Raw genomic sequence first — 23211 nt, 5'->3', positions numbered from 1 at the left:
ATACATACTTCGATGACTAGAGAAAATCTGATAGAAAATATCAAACAAAAACAATCCTTCCTTTGTGTAGGACTAGATACTGATTTAACTAAAATACCAGCATACCTTCTTGAAGAAGAGGACCCTATTTATAGTTTTAACAAAGCTATAATAGATGCAACGGCCCCTTATTGTGTTGCATATAAGCCAAATACTGCTTTTTATGAAAGTATCGGAATAAAAGGAATATGGGCATTGGAAAAGACCATTGAATACATCAGAACCAAATATCCACAACAGTTTATCATACTGGATGCCAAACGTGGAGACATTGGCAATACATCTGAAATGTATGCAAAATCAGCCTTCGAACACTTAAAAGCCAATGCGGTTACAGTTGCGCCGTACATGGGCGAAGATAGTGTAAAGCCATTCCTTATATACCCTAATAAATGGGTCATACTTCTCGCTTTGACTTCAAATAAAGGTTCTGCTGATTTTCAGTTAACTGAGGACTCGAACGGAGAGAAATTATTTGAGAAAGTATTGAAAAAGTCTCAGGAATGGGCTACCGACGAACAACTTATGTATGTGGTAGGGGCAACCCAAGGTTCTATGTTTGCCGAAATAAGGAAATATGCACCAAATCATTTCTTATTAGTACCTGGAGTAGGTGCACAAGGAGGTTCTCTTGAAGAAGTGGTAAAATATGGAATGAATAAAGATTGCGGCTTGCTGGTAAACTCTTCGCGAGGTATTATCTATGCAGATCCGACTGAAAAGTTTGCGAGTGCAGCTACTCAGGAAGCTAAGAAAATCCAACAGGAAATGGCCGGTTATCTTAAAGAGATTTTCCAATAAAAGAATATCCCCAATACAATATAAAATAAAAGCGATTATCAATTTTGATAATCGCTTTTATTTTAGTCAGATATCTAAAGCTTACTTCTTCTTTTTGTTCTGAGAGCCACCTTTGCCTTTTTGTTGCTGTTGCTGTGTTCTTTGTGCCTGTTCAGCTTGCTCTTGTAAACGAGCCATAAAACCTTTCTTCTTTGGCTTCTTTTTATTCTCTTCTAATTTAGCCAATACTTTCTCTTCGTCAATGACCCAACGACAAACCAGAGTGATTATGATTGTCATCAAAGTCGACAAGAAATAGTAATATGTAAGTCCTGAAGGATAATTATTCAATACAAAGAAGAAAACAACAGGCATAAACATCATCATATACTTCATACCCGGCATTTGCTGTTGACCAGTATTAGTAGCATCCATGTTGAATTTCGTATAGACAATATTGGTTACAGTCATCAATATACAGAATAAACTTATATGGTTACCTAACCAGCTGGATACTAAAGGGATATTCGTATTCCACTCTATTATCGCATCATAAGTAGATAAGTCAGATGCCCATAAGAAGCTTTCATGTCTCAATTCGATTGCCGAAGGGAAGAAAGAGAAAAGCGCCAATAATATAGGCATTTGTAATAGCATAGGTATACATCCGCTCATCGGGTTTACCCCTGCTTGATTGTAGAGTTGCATAACAGCCTTTTGGCGTTCCATAGCTTTCTCTTGTCCCGGATATTTTTCATTAATCTCATCAACCTGAGGTTTCAATACTCTCATCTTCGCCGACGACATGAAAGACTTGTATGTTAATGGAGAGATTATAATCTTAACAATAACCGTCAAAAGTAATATAACAAGTCCCATTTGTAAACCTGTTCCCTCCAACATGTTAAATAGAGGCATTACAAAATACTGATTCACAACACGGAAGAGTGACCATCCCAGAGGGATTAGTTTATCAAGATCTAATTGCTGAGTATTTTCAACACCATCATCATATCCTTTAAGCATATAGTAGTCTAATGGCCCCAAGAAATATTTGAAGCCTCCTACCAATGCTCCCTTTTCCGCCAGTGTCGGCTTAAAGTATAATGTTGCTGAATAGCTTTTCAAGTAATCTTCCGACTCTAAAACCGTAGAACTCAAAGCCGGAGAAACGAACTCATTGTCAGTAATCAATACAGAAGCAAAAAACTGATCTTTAAATGCGACCCATTTTACTCCGGTAGGCACATCTTTTGTTTCACTATTTGATTCGCTAAGTCCTTCGAAACTACCATCAGTACCTTTATAATGAATACGAGAGTAACGTTGCTCATTACTTTTACTCTTTTCTTGTCTTCGTAAATTTTGAGTCCAGTTTAGTTTGAATCTTTCCAGGCAATCGACACTTAGCATATCCTGCATCCCCACAACAGCTATGTTAAAATTCAACATATAACTATTAGGAGAGAGAGCATAAATAAAGTCGATATACTGAGAGTCAGAATAATTCATACGCATCACCAGTGTTTGCGCATCTCCTGATCCCTGAATAACTCTAAAATCAGCTTGAGAAGTATTAAGGGTTATTCCCTTTTTGTTCATTAGTTCAAGTGCCAGCTTTGCGTCACTTTTAAATAAAAACAAAGAGTCGCCCGCATATGTATTGTAGTCTTTAAGTTGAGCACTAAGCATCTGACCACCCTTTGTTGAGAAATTAATTCTAATTTTCTCATTCTCTAATGTAGCAATTTGTTCCACACCACTATCGGATGGTAACGCAGATACAGATAAAGAATCAGTAGTTTCAGACTGAATACTATCATTTATAGGCTGAGCTGTAGTGGCATCGAAAAAATCGCCAACTACCGACTGTTTAGCCTTGTCTGCCGAATCGGCAGTTTGTATATCTTCTTTTAATTGTGTTGCCTGAACATTCTGTATAGAATCCTGATATCGTTGCTCTCTCGCAAGTTCCTCTTGGCTGGGTTTCATTAATACCGTGAAACCAATCACTATCGCGGCTATTAAAACAAAGCCAATACCTGTGTTTTTATCCATTGATTACTGTGCAAATTACTAATAAAGGTTGCTTTTATATTACTTGTCAGATAAGTATCTACAACCTATAATTACTTATTATTTGTATTTTTTTTACTTCTTGTTATCAATTACTGCTTTTACAAAACTCATAAACAATGGATTAGAAGCTATTACTGTACTGTTGTATTCCGGATGGAATTGTACACCCAAAAACCATTTGAGTGTTGGAATTTCTACGACTTCTACTAATCCTGTTTCAGGATTAATACCCGTGCATTTCATTCCAGCCTGTTCAAATTGAGTTTTATATTCGTTATTAAACTCGAAACGATGACGATGACGTTCTTCAACCACATCTTTCCCGTATGCTGCATAAACTAATGTACCCTTTTCGAGGCAACATTTATATGCACCTAACCGCATCGATCCGCCCATATTAGTAATATTCTTCTGTTCTTCCATCAGGTCAATTACTTTATACGAGCTTTGAGGATTCATTTCGGTCGAATTGGCATCCTCCATACCCAAAACATTACGGGCATATTCGATCACCATACACTGCATACCTAAACAAATACCGAAAGTCGGTATGTCGTTCTCGCGGGCAAACTTCAACGCTTTAAACTTACCTTCGATTCCTCGTTGTCCAAATCCGGGAGCAATAACTATGCCATCTAAATTTGACAATTTCTCAGATATATTCTCATCCGTCAATTTGTCCGAATGTATAAACTGTAAATCCAGTTTACGGTCATTATATATAGAAGCTTGTAACAGCGACTCGTTAATAGACTTATATGCATCATGTAATTCGACATATTTTCCGACAAGTCCGATACTGATCGTTTCTTTTGCGTTCTTCTTCTTGTCCAGAAAATCTTTCCAAGACTTTAATTCAGGTTTAGCACCGGGAGTAATACCCAGCTTACGCAAAATGATCTCGTCCATATTCTGTTCCTGCATTTTAAGAGGAACTTCGTATATTGTAGAAACATCTACAGACTGCACTACAGCATCTGCATCCACATTACAGAATAACGCCACCTTGCGTAGAATATCCTTATTCAGCATATATTCTGTCCGTAAAACCAGCATATCGGGCTGAACTCCGGACGACTGCAAATTCTTAACAGAATGTTGTGTAGGTTTGGTTTTTACTTCTCCAGCTGCTGTAATATAAGGCACATAAGTCAGATGAATACAATAGCTATTCTTTGCACCCAACTCCCAGCGTAACTGACGTACACTCTCAATAAAAGGTAGAGATTCAATATCACCAACAGTTCCGCCGATCTCTGTAATCACAAAATCATAGTTGTATTTTGCACCCAATAATTTTATATTACGTCTGATTTCGTCAGTAATATGAGGTACTATCTGTACCGTTTTACCCAGATAATCGCCTTTACGTTCTTTATTTATAACATTCTGATAAATACGTCCCGTGGTAATGTTATTATCCCGGTGGGTAGGCTCATTCAAAAAGCGTTCGTAATGACCTAAATCCAAATCGGCCTCATGTCCGTCTACAGTCACATAGCATTCGCCATGCTCGTAAGGATTGAGGGTACCCGGATCAATATTGATGTATGGGTCTAGTTTTTGGATAGTTACTTTATATCCTCGGGCTTGAAGTAATTTGCCGAGGGAGGATGCAATAATACCTTTTCCTAAAGAAGATATAACGCCTCCGGTTACAAAAATGTACTTAGTATCAGTCACGATTGTATATTTTATAATAGATATTCACAAATCAATAAAGCAAGCACATCACACATATCATTTAATAGTAACTATTTGATATAATTGCACTTGCCAAAGCAACAAATAACTCTGCGACTCTAAGTCTGCAAAAGTACAAAAAATATCAATAGATATTGCCCGTTATGCTGTCCTATTTTTCCAAAATGTCAGATCATTTAGTAAACATTAAGTGTCCTGCAAAAAGAAACATAGGTATACATTGTTTGTCTACTTTTTGTTTAGTTTGTCACGTTTCTTTGCTATTGATTTTCAAACGATAAACTCTCGAAAGGTGACAAAGGTGACAAAAGTGACACCATTTTTGAATTTATTTTTTCATTTTCAATGTGTAACATTTTATTCATAGATAAAAACAGGGGATGACCAAAAAGCCATCCCCTACTCTATTTCAATAAATTTCAATCGATTAATAAACGTGCCCGTCTTCTTTCAAATCTTCTTTCTTGAATTTTTTCTTTTCCAAAGCATTCCATGCATAGATAATATATGCCAGTACAAAAGGCACAAGTAATGATACATAGAACATAGCTGTAAGAGTAAACTCACTCGATGATGAATTTTGAAGTGTAAGCGAACTTTGCGGATTTACACTTGACGGATAATAAGGTGTATTATTAAACCCTGTTATCAGTAATAAAGCACATACTGTAAGCACAGTTCCTACCCCGCTAAACCAAACTCCGGAAGTGAATGAAGTTGACAGTATAGTCCGGATAATACCATATAGAACTAAAACCACTCCAATTAAGAATACGATACCTACAACCGGCAATTCTACCAGATTCCAGAAATATTTGTTAGCAACACCTTCTATTATTGCTTTTGTTTCGGGATTTACCGAATACCCTGTTGATAAGAGAGTCCAGATCACAAAAACCAAGAAGAATACAACGAATGGCAGCGCATTATAAATTAAGAATTTACGCGAACGCGCCACTAATTCCTGATCGTCTAGACGATTTATAAAGAATAAGCAAGCAATAGTACGTGTAAGGAAGAATACAGCAAATCCCAGACACCAGTTACGGAAGTCACCAAGAGCTTCTAATCCATGCAATGGATTTTGCCATTGACTGATAACCACACCCGTTACATTCTCAACTCCTAAGTTAGCTATATTACCTTTATTCACAGCAAACTCTGCTCCTGTGAAGAAGGTTGCGATAGCTACCCCAACAAGGAAGGTACCTAATAAACCATTCAGGAACAAGAATACCTGATACGTTTTCTTTCCCCATGTATTACCGGGTTTAGACATATATTCGTAGGATACAGCCTGTATAACGAAACAGAACAAAATCAGCATCCATACCCAGTATGCACCTCCGAAACTAGTCGAATAAAACAAAGGGAATGAAGCGAATAAAGCTCCTCCGAATGTTACTAATGTTGTAAATGTATATTCCCATTTACGCCCTAAAGCATTGACCATCAAAAAACGGTGTTTATCTTCCTTACCCAGAGAGAACAGCATTGACTGTCCGCCTTGAACAAACATCAGAAATGCGAATATACCGCCGATCAGACTAATGATGAACCACCAGTAATGTTGTAAAAATGAATAATCAATCATAGTTATATTTTATTATAATTAAATCCGGATTAAGCACTTATTCGGCTTTAGGTCCTTTTTTAATTTGGTTCAACATAATACGAATCTCTGCGACCAGTAACGCAGTAAATAATATAAGGAAAATAAAGAATGTTATTTTTACAGACTCTACACTCAACGCTGATATAGCCGTTTGTAGAGGCAATACATCTTGTATAGACCATGGTTGACGGCCAATTTCGGCAACTAACCAACCTGCCTGACTACAAATATAAACCAATGGCACTGATATGATAGAAATCCATAACATCCATTTAGTGTTTTCGAGCTTATTCTTGTAATTAAAGAACCACAAAAGCAGGAAGAATGCGCCGAAGAAACCTCCCAGATATACCATTACGTGGAACGACCAGAATACCAATGGTATATGAGGCACCAATTGGTCAGGATTATCCAGATAACCATAACCGAAATATGCGTAATTCTCTTTCAGTATAACTCTGTTCTTTTCAGCTGCAGCAGCATCTCTGTCTTTCTGAGCTGTTTGATAATCAGCCAAAGCCTGAATCGCTTTTTTTCCGGCTTTTTGTTTTTCGGCAAAAGACAACTGCACATCTCCTTTATAGTCTTTGTATCCGCCTTTGATAATATCTGTTATACCGGGTACAAATGCATCAAAATCACTAAACCCAAGCACAGACAGACCTTTTGGTACTTCTATCTTCATTATATATGGATCTACCCCATCGTCGTATGACTTTTTGTCGGGATTGGGTATTGCAAAAGCAATTAGCCCTGCGCCCTCTTGCCCGTCATATAAACCCTCCATAGCTGCCAGCTTCATAGGTTGTTTTTCTGCGACTTGTTGTGCAGATCCGTGACCTGTCCAAGCAGTGAGTACAATACCTACAAACCCAAAGATAGCTGCCACTTTCATACTTTGTTTCGTAAATTCGGGCTCTCTCTTTTTAAGCATATACCAGGCAGTAATTCCGGCTACAAAAGCAGCTCCGAACACCCAACTGGATGCAACTGTATGGGTAAACTTATTAATAGCTACGGGCGATAAAGCAACTGCCCAAAAATCAGCCATTTCATTACGTACTGTATCAGGATTAAATTCCATTCCTACGGGATATTGCATCCATGCATTGGCAACCAATATCCATAATGCCGAAAGTGTAGCCCCTGTTACGGTCAGCCATGTTGCAGCCAAGTGCATTTTTTTACTTACCCGTGCCCAACCGAAAAACATTATAGAAATAAATGTGGCTTCCATAAAAAATGCAACTATAGCCTCAATAGCTAAAGGTGCACCAAAAATATCCCCTACAAACCACGAATAATTAGACCAGTTGGTTCCAAACTGGAATTCCATAATGATACCTGTTGCGACACCTATGGCAAAGTTCACTCCGAAGATATTCATCCAGAACTTTGCAGTTCGTTTCCACTGCTCATTCCCTGTACGAACATACGCCGTTTCCATGATAGCCATTATGACTCCCAAACCCAATGTCAATGGAACAAACAGCCAGTGATACATTGCTGTTAGAGCAAACTGAGCTCTTGACCAGTCAATCAGTGAAGAGTTTAAAATTTCCATAAGATAGATGATATATTAGTTAATTCTGCTTTTGACCCGCTTCATTGTATCTTAAATATGATACATTACTTAATAACCCCAGACCGTATTCTCGAATACCATACTATTGAAACCACCACGAAACATCCTGAAAAAGTTAAACTTGGGTATGTTATTATCCTTTTCCATATAAATTATAATTATTAACCTATAATAATTGATTCATGATGATTCAGTAGTATAAGATTTGGTTATTATCGGAAGACCTCCATATTATCTGCTCACCCCGTAAGAGAGAACAGATAACAGGATAGTTTTTCCTCTTACTAATTTTGTAAAGATAAATTAAAATATCATAAACCGGAATCTTCCGGCTTAAGCTTGCCCTACAGGCGTAAAATCACCAACCGATCCTCCGTCAAGGTTTATTTTACCTTGTATTCTTTCGTATTGGCTTATGTTATCATTCAAAGCCAATAATAAACGTTTAGCATGTTCAGGTGATAAAATTACACGAGACTTAACTTTGGCCTTAGGCACACCCGGTACTATTCTGATAAAATCAAGGACAAACTCTGAAGAAGAGTGAGTTATCACCGCCAGATTAGCGTATGTTCCTTGTGCAACATCTTCTGTCAATTCTATTTGTATTTGATTTTGTTGATCTTTTTCGCTCATAATTGTTTTTAAATAAGTTTATATTTCAACAGTTTTTATTTGTTAACCATTGTTTATACAAAGAAAATTAAATCTGTCAGAATGGCAAAATTTTTCAGATGCCATTTCCTTATATAACTCATAAGTTATTTATATTGTTCATCAATATTATTGATAACGATTCTCTTTTTCCTCTTCTATTTCAATTTCCTGTACAATAACTTTGGGTTTTCTCTTTCTTAAAGCAATCAACTGGGCTATTGTACCAATCCCTCCCAAACCTAACATGACGTACCGCATAGTGCTTCCATCCTCAAATACCCAGAAAGCTGTAATGCATATCATAACCCACATTAACGAAATAGAGGCCAGACGGGCTTTCCAGCCAAGACCATTCTGAAGACGCTTCAGGTACATTCCTGTCACTTTATTATCCTCCAGTTTTTTATATAGTTTCGGAGAACTCTTAGCATACAGAAAGCCTGTCAGTAAAATAAAAGGAGTTGTTGGCAGTCCGGGAGTAATAATACCTAAAAGCCCTAGAGCAAGACTTATAGTCCCACAAATAATAAATATATATTTTCTCATATAAAGATCGGAGTTGAAGTAATTTTGAATCTTTTGTTCTATACAAAAATAGAGCTTCTTTGATCAAAATGAAACATCCCGATGTTAAATCAATCCTTATAGATAAAAAGAAACCGCTTTCGAATAAGTATCGAAAGCGGTTTCTCTTTTATTATTATATTTTATCGTACGCCATGCATCATTTTCAACAACACCTTATTCAGGCACAATAGAGCAACCCCGAATGCGATCGCAGCAACAGCGAGAACCTGATATACTGATCCTGCTCCTAAAGAGCTGGTTGCCGATGATACCTGTCCGGCTATCAAATTACCGAAGAATGAAGACAACAACCATACACCCATCAATAGCGAAGCCAGCTTAGGAGGAGCTAGTTTTGTTACAGTTGACAGACCTACAGGTGATAAACACAGCTCACCTACTGTATGCAGGAAGTAAGTAAATATCATCCAGAAGATACTTGCTTTTATTGTTGTATCGGCAACATCTCCGCCCCGTTGGAAAGTAGCACCAAGCATGAATAAGAATCCAATACCTAATAATACTAAGCCCATACCCATTTTAACAGGAGTACTAACCTTTTGCCCCAACTTAGAAGGCCAGAACATAGCGAAAACGGGAGTCAGTAAAACAATGAAAAGTGGATTTATCGATTGGAACCATTCGGTAGGAATCATAAAATCGCCAACCGATCTGTCTATGAATTTTTCGGTATATAACGTAAAGGAAGATCCGGCCTGCTCAAAACCGGCAAAGAAGAATATAGCAAAGAAGAAGTATACAAAAATAGCAATAGTACGTTGTTTTTCTTCTTTAGTCAGAGGGGTCTTCTGAGTAGCTACATTATCCAGTTCACGGATCGCCTCTTCTTCTTTTTTATCGCCAACAGGTTCAACACCAAGATCACCCAAAAGTTTATTAGATAAAGTATTAAATAATATCTGTCCGATCAGCATACCTACAGCAGCAGCAAGGAAACCATAATTATAAGCATGACGTAATATTTTGCCGGTTGTACTATCAACATCCGCAAACCACGTATTAGCCATTAGTCCCACGACAAAAGGCGCAAAGAATGCCCCAACATTGATACCCATATAGAATATAGAGAATGCTGAATCGCGCTTAGCATCACCCGGTTTATACAAGCCACCGACCATAGTCGAGATATTAGGCTTGAAGAATCCGTTACCGATGATCAATAACAATAAACCGGCATATAGCCCGGCTTTAGATGCCACCAGAAACAAAACCATTTGCCCCAGAAACATAGTGCAACCTCCTATAGTAATTGCTTTTCGGTGTCCTAGATACTTATCTGCCAGCCAACCTCCGATGAGAGGGGTAAAATATACTAATCCGGTAAACCATCCATACAAAAGACCGGCATACGATTCATCAAAGCCAAGTCCACCTTCGAGGTATGATTTTGTAAGATATAAAATTAGTATGGCGCGCATTCCATAGTATGAAAAGCGTTCCCACAACTCTGTGAAGAATAACAGATAGAGTCCGACAGGATGTCCTAAGAATTTTTTCCCGGAAGGTTCTCTAAAAACTTTTGTTTCCGTTGACATAAAATATAAGATATAGTTTTTTTAATTTATTTCACTTCCTGCATCAGTTTCCTGACAATGGGGGAAAATATCAATACCAGAACCCCTACTATTACAGCATACAAAGCCAGTTGCCCGTATCCACTTGTGTATGAATCTAGTTTTTCAAGTAATGTTGCATTTTCATTCGGGTTAGAAATACCGGCACCGATAAGTCCTGCGAGATACTGTCCGTATGCACTTGCCAGAAACCAAAGCCCCATCATCATTCCTGAAAGATGCTTCGGTGACAGACTTGTAATCATAGACAAACCGATTGGCGACAAACATAGCTCGGCTATAGTCATCACAAAATAGGCTCCCGTAAAGACATTTAACGAAGTGATACCATTTTCATTCGCAAATAGGCGTGTCGAAAACAATATATAATATGATACAGCCAGCAAAATAAAGCTAATACCAAATTTCACAACTGTATTTGGCTCCAGACGTCTTTTATCGAGCCAAACCCAGACCAAGCCTAACAACGGCGCAAAGGCTATGACAAAAAAGGCATTGGCGCCATTATTTACAATATTAGGATCGATATGGAAGAATAGAAGTTTATCATGTAGATTATTCTTTGCGAATAAAGCAAGAGAACCTCCTGCCTGCTCGAATAATGCAAAAAAGACAATAGATAAAAGAATCAGTATTAAGGCGGCTGTCAGTTTTTTCCTGTCAGCTTTTGTCGACACCTTCATAAACTGATAGAAGAAATATATCAATGCCAGAGGACCGATTGTATACATAAAGTAATCGGTATAATCGGTATTCTGAATCATTATATAAATAAGAGGAATAGTTAGAAGGGCAATTATGTATACAAAAACCTCCTTTTTCAATCTCACCTTTGGTAAAGCTTCCTTAAGAGGACTGTCTCCAATAGGTCCCAGGTGTTTTTTAGTCAGGGTGAAAGTTACCAATCCTAGAAACATTACAATCGCAGCAGCCAGAAAGGCCAAACTCCATGAATGATTTTTACCTAACCAGACACAAACTGCACCTCCTAATAAAGCACCCACATTGATACCTGCATAGAAAAGGCTGAAACCGGCTTCCTTTCTCGAATCTCCGTCTTTATATAAATATCCGACCATCGATGAAATATTCGGTTTGAAAAAGCCTGTACCGATCACCGACAAGGTTATACCAATATAAAAGAAATGATCCGGTGATACAGCAATAAGAGCATTACCAAGAATCATCATGAAAGCACCGAAAGTCAGGGATTTTTTGAACCCCAGTATTTTGTCTGCAAAAATACCGCCCAGAAAAGTAAAGGCATAAACGAAAGCTTGTATAGCTCCGTATTTAAGGTTAGCTTCCTTCTCATGAAGGAATAAACGATCAACCATGAATATGGTTAAAATCCCACGCATTCCGTAGAAACAAAAACGTTCCCACATTTCTACCGTAAACAGATACCATAACTGTTTAGGATACTTACCTTCAAAATTTTGTATTTGCTCTAAGGTCAATTCTGCACTCTTTGCAGATGCGCCTCCATCTTTTCGAGCCGACTCTTCAGACGAGCCCAACTCCGGATCTGATGTTCTCATTATTATATGTCTCTATACTTCTTTATATGACAAAAATAAAAAAAATAATTGAGTCAGGTCTCATTTTGTCAATCTTTATCTGATTAATGCTATTTTCTTTCTTATTTACAGGTCGTTTTAAGACATTTAACTATACATCACCGCCACCTTTACCGAAAGAATTATATATTTACTTAATAAAGGTTGTCTTTCGCCCATAGATAAAATGATAAAAACCACAGCAACTTTTGTGGCATCATTTTTGTTTAGAGTTAGTAGAACTTAAAAATTAGTAGGAAGTTGAATACAATTCATATATTTGTATGATACAACACATCAAATAAAAAGGTATAAAGATTATGGAGAATAATTTTTCACAAAGAGTCCGCAAAATCATGAATTATAGTCGTGAGGAAGCCGGACGCCTTCAGAACTCTTATCTGGGACCTGAACATTTGATGCTTGGAATTCTCCGCAACGGAGAAGGAGTGGCCATACAGGCATTGGGTGATTTTGGTATAGATTTGAACGATTTGAAGCTGGATGTGGATAGCCGCATTACCAATCAACATGATATGCCTCTTAATACTGAAAACAAAGAGGTAGTTTTAACTAAAAATACAGAAAAAATTTTGAGACTTAGCATTTTAGAAGCTCGTCTCACCAAAAGTAGAGAAACAGATTCGGAACACTTGCTATTGGCAATATTAAAAGACAGTGACAATATTGCAGCGCAAGCTTTGGAATCACGAAATCTTAATTACGCAGGAGCATTTATGTATATCAAAAATTTAGACGAAAATATCGATAAAGACCTGTCTCCTAAAATGGGAGCAGACTTTACAGACGACGAAGATGATGACTCTCTGGATAATGCAGCGCCATACCAGAATGTCAACACTCAACAATCGCGCCAAGCCTCTGATACACCTGTACTGGATAACTTCGGTACAGATATGACTAAGGCTGCACAGGAAAACAAGTTAGATCCGATAGTAGGCCGCGAAAAGGAAATTGAACGGCTGGCTCAAATACTAAGCCGCCGGAAGAAAAACAATCCGATACTTATCGGTGAGCCGGGTGTAGGAAAATCAGCTATTGTTGAAGGTCTGGCTTTACGTATCATTCAAAAGAAGGTATCCAGAATATTATTCGACAAGCGCGTTATATCTCTGGACATGGCTTCTGTTGTTGCCGGAACTAAATATCGGGGACAATTTGAAGAACGTATTAAAGCTATCCTGAATGAGTTGTCCAAAAACCCCAATATCATCTTATTTATAGATGAGATACACACTATTGTCGGTGCAGGAGGTGCAACCGGATCGCTTGATGCTGCTAATATGTTGAAACCGGCTTTGGCCAGAGGTGAAATACAATGTATTGGAGCAACGACTCTGGATGAATATAGAAAGAATATTGAGAAAGACGGTGCTTTGGAAAGGCGTTTCCAGAAAGTGTTGGTTGAGCCAACTACTGCAGAAGAAACTCTCCAGATATTGAAAAATATCAAAGAGCGTTACGAAGACCATCACAATGTTAAATATACAGACGCAGCTCTCGAAGCTTGTGTTAAACTGACCGACAGGTATATCACAGACCGTAATTTCCCTGATAAAGCAATCGATGCTCTTGATGAAGCCGGTTCCAGAATGCACCTGGCTAATATCAATGTTCCACCTGTTATAGAAGAACTTGAAAATTCATTGAAAGATATTGTCGATCAGAAAACCAGTGCAGTTAAAGCTCAGAAATATGAACTTGCTGCCAGTTTCAGGGATAAACAACGCCAGTTGTTACTTCAGTTGGAACAGGAAGAAACAAACTGGGAAAAACAACTGAAGGAGCAACCACAGACTGTTGACGAAGAAAAAGTAGCAGAGGTAATATCCATGATGTCCGGCATACCGGTACAAAGTATTGCAGAGGCTGAAGGATTGAAACTTCTGGGCATGAAAGAATCTTTGAAAAAGGCTGTTATCGGGCAGGATGATGCGATTAATAAAATAGTGAAGGCTATACAACGAAACCGTGTAGGACTTAAAGACCCCAATAAACCAATCGGTACATTTATGTTCTTAGGACCAACCGGTGTCGGTAAAACCCACTTAGCAAAAAAGATCGCAGAACAGTTATTCGACTCTGCAGATGCACTTATCCGTATCGATATGAGTGAGTATATGGAGAAATTCAATGTATCGCGTCTTGTCGGAGCGCCTCCCGGATATGTCGGATACGAAGAAGGTGGACTTATGACTGAGAAAGTACGTCGGAAACCTTATTCTGTTGTATTGCTAGATGAAATAGAAAAAGCCCACCCGGATGTCTTCAACCTGTTATTACAGGTATTAGATGAAGGACATCTAACTGATAGTCTTGGACATAAGGTTGATTTTAAGAATACAATTCTTATAATGACATCGAACGTCGGAACACGCCAGTTGAAAGATTTCGGAAAAGGTGTAGGATTCAGTGCAGGTAATGCCCTTGACAATGTGAACAACGAATATTCAAGGAGCATAATTCAGAAAGCATTAAATAAGACATTCTCTCCTGAATTTTTGAACCGTATCGATGATATTGTAACATTCGATCAGTTGAGCAAAGAATCTATCAATAAGATCATTGACATTGACATGAGCGACTTCAACAAACGCATCAAAGAACTCGGTTATACTCTGGTACTGACAAACGAGGCTAAAGACTTTATTGCGGATAAAGGATATGATGTTCAATTTGGAGCAAGACCTCTGAAAAGAGCTATTCAAACATACCTCGAAGATGAAATCGCGGAATTGATCTTAGCCGGAAACTTAAAAGAAGGTGACATTATTGAGGCTACTTTAGATAAAGAAGCAGGCAAAATAAAAGTCACTCAGAAAGTTGAAGAAACTGTTTCATAATCAGAAACTATAACATAGATAAAGGGATGCTTAAATATTAGGCATCCCTTTATTATTTTATAATTAAAATATAGTTCTACAAGACTATATCTTACAAAAAAAAAAGAACTTATAAATTTCTCAACCTTCGTCCGAATCAAAATCCCATTCGTCGAAAAACGAATCGTCAATAAAGTCCTCCAGATCCCGGCGATCCTTCTTTGTTGGGCGTCCCATCCCTCTTCCCCTATCAACAAAACCACTGGCCTTGCTTAATTCCAGGATTTTATATTCAGATTCAGGAGTTACATCCTTCATATATTCGGGTACAAGCTTTGCTCCCATCCGCTTATCAGCAAGCGCTAATACTTCAAAAGAGTAAGATATCGGAGATTTTCTTATTTGTATGATCTCCCCGACCTTAATATTTCTTGATGGTTTTATAGTGGTCCCTTGTATCGAAACCCTTCCCTTTTTACAAGCCTCTACAGCCAGAGTTCTGGTTTTAAATAGTCTGACCGACCATAACCATTTGTCTATACGTACTTCGTTTTTATCTTCTTTCATAATAACAAACTTATACTACAGCTTCTTACTTGTTATTATACTGATTCATAGTATTTTGCAAACCTGCCAAGCAGAAACTTTTTATTATTTCGTCTGCAGTTTTCAGACGCTCAGGCAAAGCGGCTTCTTCTTCTTCCGAAAACTCACCTAATACATAATCGACTTGCCGTCCTTTAGCAAAATCATTTCCAATACCAAACCTTAGCCTCGAATAAACCTGCGTACCTAATATGGACTGGATACTTCTTAAACCATTATGCCCGGCATCACTACCCTTTCCTTTCAACCGAAGCGAACCGAACGGCAACGCAAGGTCATCGACTATAACCAAAAGATTCTCAACCGGTATTTTTTCTTCCTTCAGCCAATACCGTATAGCATTTCCACTAAGGTTCATATATGTAGAGGGCTTTAGCAAGATCAAAGTTTTACCTTTCACTTTCAATTCTGCAACCTCTCCATAACGCCTATCGGTGAAAACAATATTGGACGCCTTTGCTAAAGCGTCCAATACTCTGAATCCTATATTGTGCCGGGTATATTGGTATTCGTCGCCAATATTGCCCAAACCAGCAATTAAGTATTTCATTAATGTCTCTCTTATTTACCGCCCTTAGCAGCAAGACCTCTTGCAGCACGAGTCAATTGAACGCGGCATACTACAGCATTCTTAGCATTTAATAACTCAAGACCATCGAAACTCAATTCTCCTACCTGAATAGATTTACCTAGAGACAGGTGTTCAATATTGATGTGAAGTTTCTCAGGTACATTTTTGTACAATGCTTTCACTTTCAGTTTACGAGTATCCAAAGATAATTTACCCCCGGCTTTAACACCTTCAGCCAAACCATCTAATACTACAGGAACTTCGATAACGATTGGTTTATCTTCAAATACATGAAGGAAATCCAAGTGAAGAACTTCATCCGATACAGCATGGAACTGAATGTCTTTCAAGATAGCCTTATATTCTTTTCCGTCAAGCGTCAAATTCACAAGGAAAATCTCTGGAGTGTAAATTAATTTACGTACATCCGAAGCTGCAACTCCGAAAGAGATAGCATCTGTTGATTTTTCTCCACCGTAAATAACAGCTGGAATAACTCCTTCTCTACGAACTGCTTTCGTAGCTTTTTTTCCTAAGTCTGATCTTAATGATCCTTTTAATTCAAATGTTTTCATTTTCTAATTTTAAATTGTGTTACTCAAATTAAGGACTATTCCTTAGTTCCCATCACACGGGCTTTCAAGAAAAGCGACTGCAAAGATAAATCTTTATTTATGAAGTTCAAATACCATATATGAACTTTTATATCCTATTACTTAGAATTTCTCTTTTCTATTTCAAGCATTAAGTCATTTTGGTAGTCAGCCATCAATTTCTTTATATCAAAGAATAAATATGATAACACTTTAATGACCGGATTTTTCACTTGTATATATTCTGTTGCTGTAAATAAAGTCTTACCTCCAGCTATTTCTTTAATATCAGCCGTCCAATATCCTTTAAACAGCTTACTTTCCATATCGAATGAATAAAATGAATATGGAATCTTTTCTCTGGTAGCAAAATCTATAGTGGTTCCATCTGCTGATGTTTCAACCCATTTCTCAGCGCCTCCGTTACGATCCACTATACGCAATTCTTGGATAGATTTACGATAATGCCAGTTATCATTGTCTGTTACAATATTATATACATTTTCGGGAGGAGCATTTAATGTTGTCTGGCATATGACCACTCTCTCTTTGGGCAGACACAGTCCGACAATGAAAACGACAAGAATAAGTCCAGCAATGAACAGCAATATATAACATGCCATCATCTTCATTTATTCATTTCCCTTAATTTTATCTTTGTCAGGGTTTGTTTAGTATTTAAGGGAAAATCGGCATCCATCATCCATGCATAAAAGCTCGGTTCTATTCTTAGAATCTCCGAAACCGGCTTTCCTTTATGTTTACCGAAGTTAAAGACCTCTATACCGTTTTCATTCTTGATAATACGCCCTGCCAGATCGACATTATTATTAAAGAAAGAATAGTCTTCTGCCAATTTAGCCATATCATTAGGTAAATCCTCATAACGATCTAGCTGAGCTTTTAATACTTCGAATGTAGCTATTGTATCTGCTTCAGCAGAGTGAGCATCCTCGAGTTTTTTATCGCAGTAAAACTTATAAGCAGCCTCCAGGGTACGTTGTTCTTTCTTATGGAATATTATCTGAACATCAATAAGCTTCTTTTTAGAGAAATCAACATCCAGACCTACACGTAAAAACTCTTCTGCCAACAAAGGAATATCAAAACGGCTCGAATTAAAGCCGGCCAGGTCACATCCTTCGATCTGATCGGCCAGAGACTTAGCCACCTGCCGAAATGTCGGAGCATCCTTTACATCTTCATCTGTTATACCATGTATATCCGACGACTCTTTAGGTATAGGCATTTCGGGGTTAATGCGCTTGGTTTTGACTTCTTGTTTTCCATTCGGGAAAACTTTAAGTATTGAAATTTCAACTATTCTGTCGTGAGTAATGTTTGTGCCTGTAGTTTCGAGGTCAAAAAAAACTATAGGATTCTTTAAATTTAATTCCATTTAGTACGAGTATTTAATGAAAATATTATCATCCCGTTTGACGAAATGATAATATCTTCATATTCTTATATTTCTATATTTATTAGTCGTTAAGCATCATTGGCATAAGCAACATCAATAAATCTTCGGCTTCGTCTTTTTCGATAGGGAAAATCAATCCGGCTCTCGATGGATCAGAAAGTTCAACTGATACTTCCGCTGCCGGAATATTATTCAGGATTTCGATCAAAAAGTTAGATTTGAAACCTATATTCATAGCAGTTCCATCATACTGGCAAGGAATTGTTTCTTCTGCTGCTGTTGAAAAATCTATATCCTGAGCCGAAACTAACATTTGATTATCGGACAATTGCAACCTAACCAAGCTACTTGCTGGATTAGAGAAGACGGATACACGTTTCAACGCATTAAGAAAAGACAACCGGTCTATCACTACTTTATTGGGGTTATTCTGAGGTATTACAGAGTTGTAGTTCGGATAGCGTCCTTCTATAAAACGACATGTCATTGTATAACTCGACATGGTTATATATGCATTATTTTCATCAAATTTAATCGATACTTCTTCCGATTCTTTAGGCAGAAGGCTTTTCAATAAGTTTGCCGGTTTTTTCGGTAAAATAAAGGATGCTCTTTCAGAACCTTTTACCGATAATGTTTTACTACGAACCAACTTATGTCCGTCAGACGCAACAAACGTCAAATCCTCTGTCGTAATATCAAAATAGATACCATTCATCACAGGTCTCAATTCATCATCAGCACTCGCGAACAGTGTACGGTTGATAGCTGTACATAGTAATTGAGGATCTATAGTCAGACTAATAGCATTTTCCTTCAACTCTTTTGGTTGTGGATATTCTTCGCCACTCTGTCCTATAAAATTATATTTCCCGTTATGGAAATAAATAAATATTTCGAGATTATCGTCGTTTATTTCGAACGTCAATGGTTGATCCGGCAATTCTTTCAATGGATCTAATAAATTCCGTGCATTGATAGCCAGCTTTCCGGAACCTTGAACTTCACCGACCTCTAATGATGTAACAAGACGTGTCTCTGTATCAGCTGCAGTAAGCGTCAATTTCGAATCGCTTAGTTCTAATAAGAAACAATCTAGAATAGGCAATGTGTTTTTTGAATTGATTACTTTGCTTATTGACTGCAAATGACTCAGTAAAGCAGTACTGGATACAACAAATCTCATATATTTAGTTTTATTAAGTTACCGATATAAAATAAACAGATCGAGTATTTTTTCTTTGATCTTTATCAAAGCAAATGTAACGATATTTTTCTTTAACTACAAATAGAACCAACCCACTATTCTGCGACAGTTGAAGGCGCTGCTAATTCATCCGTATTGTTTATCATTCGCAATATCTGGGTAGAAAAGAAAATTTCTTTCTCCGGAACAGAAATATGACGATTATCAAGGCATGAATTAATTTCGTTCAGCAACACAAAAAAGTTAATATACAGATGATCTTTAGTTATCTGATCATACATTTTTTCGTATTTAGTGTTATTGGTTATACTCTTTATATTTCCGGAACTCAACAATGCCGGATCTGTAAATAACCAATCATATATAAAACATAGCCTCCCCGAATACGGCTCCAGCATCACCTCAGATTCATGAATCACTAATATCCGGAAATGACTTATAATTTTACGATATTCATTCTCCTGAAGATTTGCCATCCAATACAAATAATTAGGATTAGAATTATCATGCGAACTATACAGTAAAACTTGTAAAGGTGTTATTTCTAAAATATAACGACCATCTATAGCAACACTATTCCAGTAGATTTCAGCAGAAAAAAAGGTAGTATCCTGTTCGTTTTCTCTCAGAATATATGGATATAACAGAGAACTATAGTTGCCGGATAGAGCATCATCCGGAATCTCATATACCACATATTTTTCGTTCCAGACAGCCTCTAGTACATCTGTTTGTTCAACCTTGCCGCTTTGCGCAAAAACAGGGAGAAAAACCCCTGAAATAAAAACAAGTAAAAGATCTTTTACTCTCATGTCTGCTTATCTATAGTATTTCAATTCCCATTTATCACGCCCTATTACCCTTAGAGTGTCGTCTACCCCCGGCGTATAACCATATTCATCATACGATACGGTATTTGTTTCTGTATCAAAATGAAAATTATCCATCCGTAAGTTGCGACCATCCTCAAACATATTATCAAAGGGAAAGAGCGTATTGGTTCTCAACAGTTTGTTGTCTACTTTTTTTAGTACCCTGATCACACCGCCTCCTCTTTCGTTGGTTTCTTCATTCATAAAAAATGAAACTATAACATAATAGTATTCCTTAAGAACCATTATCTTGTGAATTTCAACTATTTCACCCCAATTTTCCAATTTCCGTAAATATACATTCTTATCTTCTCCCTGAAATTGAATATACATTAATTCTTCATCATTACCAGTCCATACCCCTTCTCCTAACATTATACATTTTTCGACTGTCATTGTATAAAGTTTAATATCATCATATGATTTTATGGATATACGTGTGCTTAAACTATCCAGATTATAATGGAATGTAACCGGTTCCCGCAAATCACGTTCAAATTGCTTAATAAAGTTTATTGAATCAGTATCAAAATTACAACCTTTATCATACAGTGTTGTTAACTCCGAATCTATCTCTTTCACCTGGTCTTTGGTGTTCTGACATCCGGCCAAAATAAAGGCTAATAAAACTAAGAAGAATAAAGAACGGAACAGATCTATATACTTTAATGTTGTTTTTATCATAAAAGCAAAAATAAATAAAAAAAGGAAACCTCATCGGGATTTCCTTTTTATTTATCATTTTACAGTTATATCAAATTGCGTTAATTTCCTTCAGAACATTATTAGTTTTACGGACAGCTGCAGCCGAAGCTTCAAATTTTTCTTTTTCTTCTGCAGTCAATTTCAGGTCGATAACTTTTTCCCATCCGTTTTTACCTAATACTACAGGCACACCAATACAGATATCGTTTTGCCCGTATTCGCCTTCTAAAGCGACACAACAAGGTATTACTTTCTTTTGGTCATGTAAGATAGCATCAACAACAGCTGCTCCGGCTGCCCCTGGTGCATACCATGCAGAAGTTCCCAGTAAACCGGTAAGTGTTGCTCCACCTACCATTGTATCGGCAACAACCTTATCTAAAACATCTTTTGACAACAAGTCCGAAACAGGAATACCTTTGTAAGTAGCCAAACGGGTTACAGGAATCATAGTTGTATCACCATGCCCTCCGATAACCATACCTTCTACTTCTGTTGGGTTTACCCCTAAAGCCTGACTCAAATAGTATTTGAAACGAGAGCTATCTAATGCTCCTCCCATACCAACAACCTTATGTTTTGGTAAGCCTGTTACTTTAGAAGCCAGATAAGTCATCGTATCCATTGGATTAGATATTATTACCAAAACAGCATTAGGTGAATATTTAAGGATGTTCTCTGCAACACTCTTAACAATACCGGCATTCACTCCGATCAACTCTTCACGAGTCATTCCGGGTTTACGAGGAATACCTGATGTAATAACCACTACATCTGAGTTAACAGTTGCAGCATAATCATTAGTTACGCCATTGATTTTTGTACTGAATTCAAGCAGTTGAGCTGTTTGATTCATATCCATTGCTTTTCCTTCTGCAACACCTTCTTTTACATCAAGCATTACAACTTCGTCCGCAATTTTATTAAATGCTAAAACATTTGCACATGTTGCACCTACATTACCGGCACCTACTACTGTTACTTTAGACATCGTTATTCTTTGTTTATAGTTTATATAAAAGTATTATTATGTTCATTTTTAGAGTAGGGAACCTCATTTTTTCATCATAAACAAGGTTTATAACCCTATAGAGAAACAAAATTAGCTTGTTATTTGTAATATAAGAACAATTTAGTCATTTAATTTTTGACTTTTTATTAAAAATATTGAAAGTACCTTTGTTATAGATATTTTCTCTGGAAAACATGATATATTTGCATTATAATAAAGATTAGTACTATATAACTTGCGGTAAATATAAACCCAAATTAAGACTGACCAGTTGAAATACAAATTATGGAACAAAACAAGAAAACATCTTCCAGAAATACACAAGTATTAATAGCAATTATTGTCGGATTGCTTGTCGGCATAGGAGTTGCCGTATACTTCATTTTTTCCAAAAACACACAACTGGAAGAGATGCAACAAGTTAATGAGATATCAAAGCAACAGTTGGAAGACGAATATGAGAGTATAGATACCCAATACGAAGGATTCAAGATTTCAATAAAAAATGACTCATTGTTACAACAATTGAGCAACGAGCAAGCAAAAGTACAGAGGCTACGTGAAGAATTAAGGACTGTAAAAGCAACAGATAAAGCCGAAATAAACCGATTGACAAACGAGCTGACAAGTTTGAGGAAAATTCTGAAATCTTATATTGCCCAGATCGATTCTTTAAATAGAGCTAATGAAAAATTAACAAAAGAAAAAGAAGAGATTACCAATAAATATCAGGAAACTACCCGGACACTGAATCAGGTATCGCAAGAAAAGGCAAATCTGAATGAAAAAGTAACCCGTGCAGCTAAATTGGACGCTACCGGCATCAGTGTACAGGCAACCAATGCGAAAGGTAAAGTACAAAAGAATATCAAGAAAGTAGAACAACTCGTTGTTTCATTCACCATAACCAAAAATATAACTGCCGAACCCGGAGAAAGAACTATTTATGTACGGATTATGAAACCCGATGATGATGTCTTAGTCAAAAATCGGGCAAATACATTCCCTTACGAAAACGGTAATATCCAATACTCCATGCAGCGGGTTATCGAATATGGAGGAGAAGAAGTTCCTGTAACTCTTTATTGGAAAGTAGAAGAATTCCTTATGCCGGGGACTTATCGTGTAGATATCTTCGCAGATGGAAGCCGCATCGGGTCCAGATCATTTACATTAGAAAAATAACCATCGGGATCTAAAAA

The 23211-nt window shown here is 37.2% G+C and carries 20 protein-coding genes; 3 read left to right on the top strand and 17 right to left on the bottom strand.

The window, feature by feature from the left end:
- Positions 1-12 precede the first annotated feature (12 nt).
- On the top strand, positions 13-840 hold the full coding sequence (gene pyrF / locus BUC12_RS12625) for an orotidine-5'-phosphate decarboxylase (RefSeq protein WP_062179894.1): 828 nt from the start codon (positions 13-15) through the stop codon (positions 838-840).
- An 81-nt stretch (positions 841-921) separates the two neighbouring features.
- Here pyrF and yidC read toward each other — a convergent pair whose 3' ends face one another.
- The 8 genes from yidC to BUC12_RS12585 form a co-directional block, all read right to left on the bottom strand.
- Positions 922-2877 (bottom strand): membrane protein insertase YidC, encoded by a 1956-nt coding sequence (yidC, locus tag BUC12_RS12620; RefSeq protein WP_062179892.1) that lies wholly within the window; start codon positions 2875-2877, stop codon positions 922-924.
- 93 nt (positions 2878-2970) lie between these two features.
- Entirely contained in the window at positions 2971-4581 is a 1611-nt protein-coding gene (locus BUC12_RS12615) for a CTP synthase (RefSeq protein ID WP_062179889.1), read from the bottom strand.
- 448 nt (positions 4582-5029) lie between these two features.
- The gene (locus BUC12_RS12610; RefSeq protein ID WP_062179886.1) at positions 5030-6196 is read right to left on the bottom strand and encodes a cytochrome d ubiquinol oxidase subunit II; all 1167 of its coding nucleotides are present in this window, start codon (positions 6194-6196) and stop codon (positions 5030-5032) included.
- Positions 6197-6233: 37 nt separating this feature from the next.
- Entirely contained in the window at positions 6234-7781 is a 1548-nt protein-coding gene (locus BUC12_RS12605; protein ID WP_062179882.1) for a cytochrome ubiquinol oxidase subunit I, read from the bottom strand.
- A gap of 354 nt (positions 7782-8135) precedes the next feature.
- The gene (locus BUC12_RS12600) at positions 8136-8438 is read right to left on the bottom strand and encodes a DUF3467 domain-containing protein (RefSeq protein ID WP_062179879.1); all 303 of its coding nucleotides are present in this window, start codon (positions 8436-8438) and stop codon (positions 8136-8138) included.
- A 147-nt stretch (positions 8439-8585) separates the two neighbouring features.
- Positions 8586-9005, bottom strand: a complete 420-nt coding sequence (locus BUC12_RS12595) for a YbaN family protein (protein WP_062179876.1) — start codon at positions 9003-9005, stop codon at positions 8586-8588.
- Between the two features lie 161 nt (positions 9006-9166).
- Positions 9167-10582, bottom strand: a complete 1416-nt coding sequence (locus BUC12_RS12590) for a peptide MFS transporter (protein WP_062179873.1) — start codon at positions 10580-10582, stop codon at positions 9167-9169.
- A gap of 26 nt (positions 10583-10608) precedes the next feature.
- Positions 10609-12162, bottom strand: a complete 1554-nt coding sequence (locus BUC12_RS12585; RefSeq protein WP_082141905.1) for a peptide MFS transporter — start codon at positions 12160-12162, stop codon at positions 10609-10611.
- Positions 12163-12500: 338 nt separating this feature from the next.
- On the opposite strand from BUC12_RS12585, the gene BUC12_RS12580 reads away from it, so the two are divergent.
- A complete protein-coding gene (locus BUC12_RS12580) occupies positions 12501-15044 on the top strand; it encodes an ATP-dependent Clp protease ATP-binding subunit (RefSeq protein ID WP_062179870.1) in 2544 nt (847 codons plus the stop codon).
- 120 nt (positions 15045-15164) lie between these two features.
- Here the strand turns inward: BUC12_RS12580 and BUC12_RS12575 are convergent, their stop codons facing one another.
- The 9 genes from BUC12_RS12575 to mdh form a co-directional block, all read right to left on the bottom strand.
- On the bottom strand, positions 15165-15590 hold the full coding sequence (locus tag BUC12_RS12575; protein WP_062179867.1) for an RNA-binding S4 domain-containing protein: 426 nt from the start codon (positions 15588-15590) through the stop codon (positions 15165-15167).
- A gap of 25 nt (positions 15591-15615) precedes the next feature.
- A complete protein-coding gene (gene pth, locus BUC12_RS12570) occupies positions 15616-16179 on the bottom strand; it encodes an aminoacyl-tRNA hydrolase (RefSeq protein ID WP_062179864.1) in 564 nt (187 codons plus the stop codon).
- Positions 16180-16190: 11 nt separating this feature from the next.
- A complete protein-coding gene (locus BUC12_RS12565) occupies positions 16191-16775 on the bottom strand; it encodes a 50S ribosomal protein L25/general stress protein Ctc (RefSeq protein WP_062179861.1) in 585 nt (194 codons plus the stop codon).
- Positions 16776-16912: 137 nt separating this feature from the next.
- Positions 16913-17419, bottom strand: a complete 507-nt coding sequence (locus BUC12_RS12560; protein ID WP_244893474.1) for an SRPBCC family protein — start codon at positions 17417-17419, stop codon at positions 16913-16915.
- A 2-nt stretch (positions 17420-17421) separates the two neighbouring features.
- A complete protein-coding gene (locus BUC12_RS12555) occupies positions 17422-18192 on the bottom strand; it encodes a 3'-5' exonuclease (protein WP_062179855.1) in 771 nt (256 codons plus the stop codon).
- Between the two features lie 82 nt (positions 18193-18274).
- A complete protein-coding gene (dnaN, locus tag BUC12_RS12550; RefSeq protein WP_062179852.1) occupies positions 18275-19399 on the bottom strand; it encodes a DNA polymerase III subunit beta in 1125 nt (374 codons plus the stop codon).
- Positions 19400-19515: 116 nt separating this feature from the next.
- The gene (locus tag BUC12_RS12545) at positions 19516-20232 is read right to left on the bottom strand and encodes a hypothetical protein (protein WP_062179850.1); all 717 of its coding nucleotides are present in this window, start codon (positions 20230-20232) and stop codon (positions 19516-19518) included.
- Between the two features lie 6 nt (positions 20233-20238).
- Positions 20239-20976, bottom strand: coding sequence for a hypothetical protein (locus BUC12_RS12540; protein ID WP_062179847.1), 738 nt, complete (start codon positions 20974-20976; stop codon positions 20239-20241).
- A 70-nt stretch (positions 20977-21046) separates the two neighbouring features.
- Positions 21047-21988, bottom strand: coding sequence for a malate dehydrogenase (mdh, locus tag BUC12_RS12535; protein WP_062179844.1), 942 nt, complete (start codon positions 21986-21988; stop codon positions 21047-21049).
- Positions 21989-22294: 306 nt separating this feature from the next.
- Between mdh and BUC12_RS12530 the strand changes: the two genes are divergently transcribed.
- Entirely contained in the window at positions 22295-23194 is a 900-nt protein-coding gene (locus BUC12_RS12530) for a hypothetical protein (protein WP_062179842.1), read from the top strand.
- Positions 23195-23211: the final 17 nt, after the last annotated feature.

This window comes from Indolivaga macrotermitis (genome assembly GCF_900128985.1).
Taxonomy (GTDB): Bacteria; Bacteroidota; Bacteroidia; order Bacteroidales; family Dysgonomonadaceae; genus Dysgonomonas_A; species Dysgonomonas_A macrotermitis.
The sequence above is the reverse complement of the archived record's forward strand: the minus strand, read 5'-3'. Positions and strand labels throughout refer to the sequence as shown.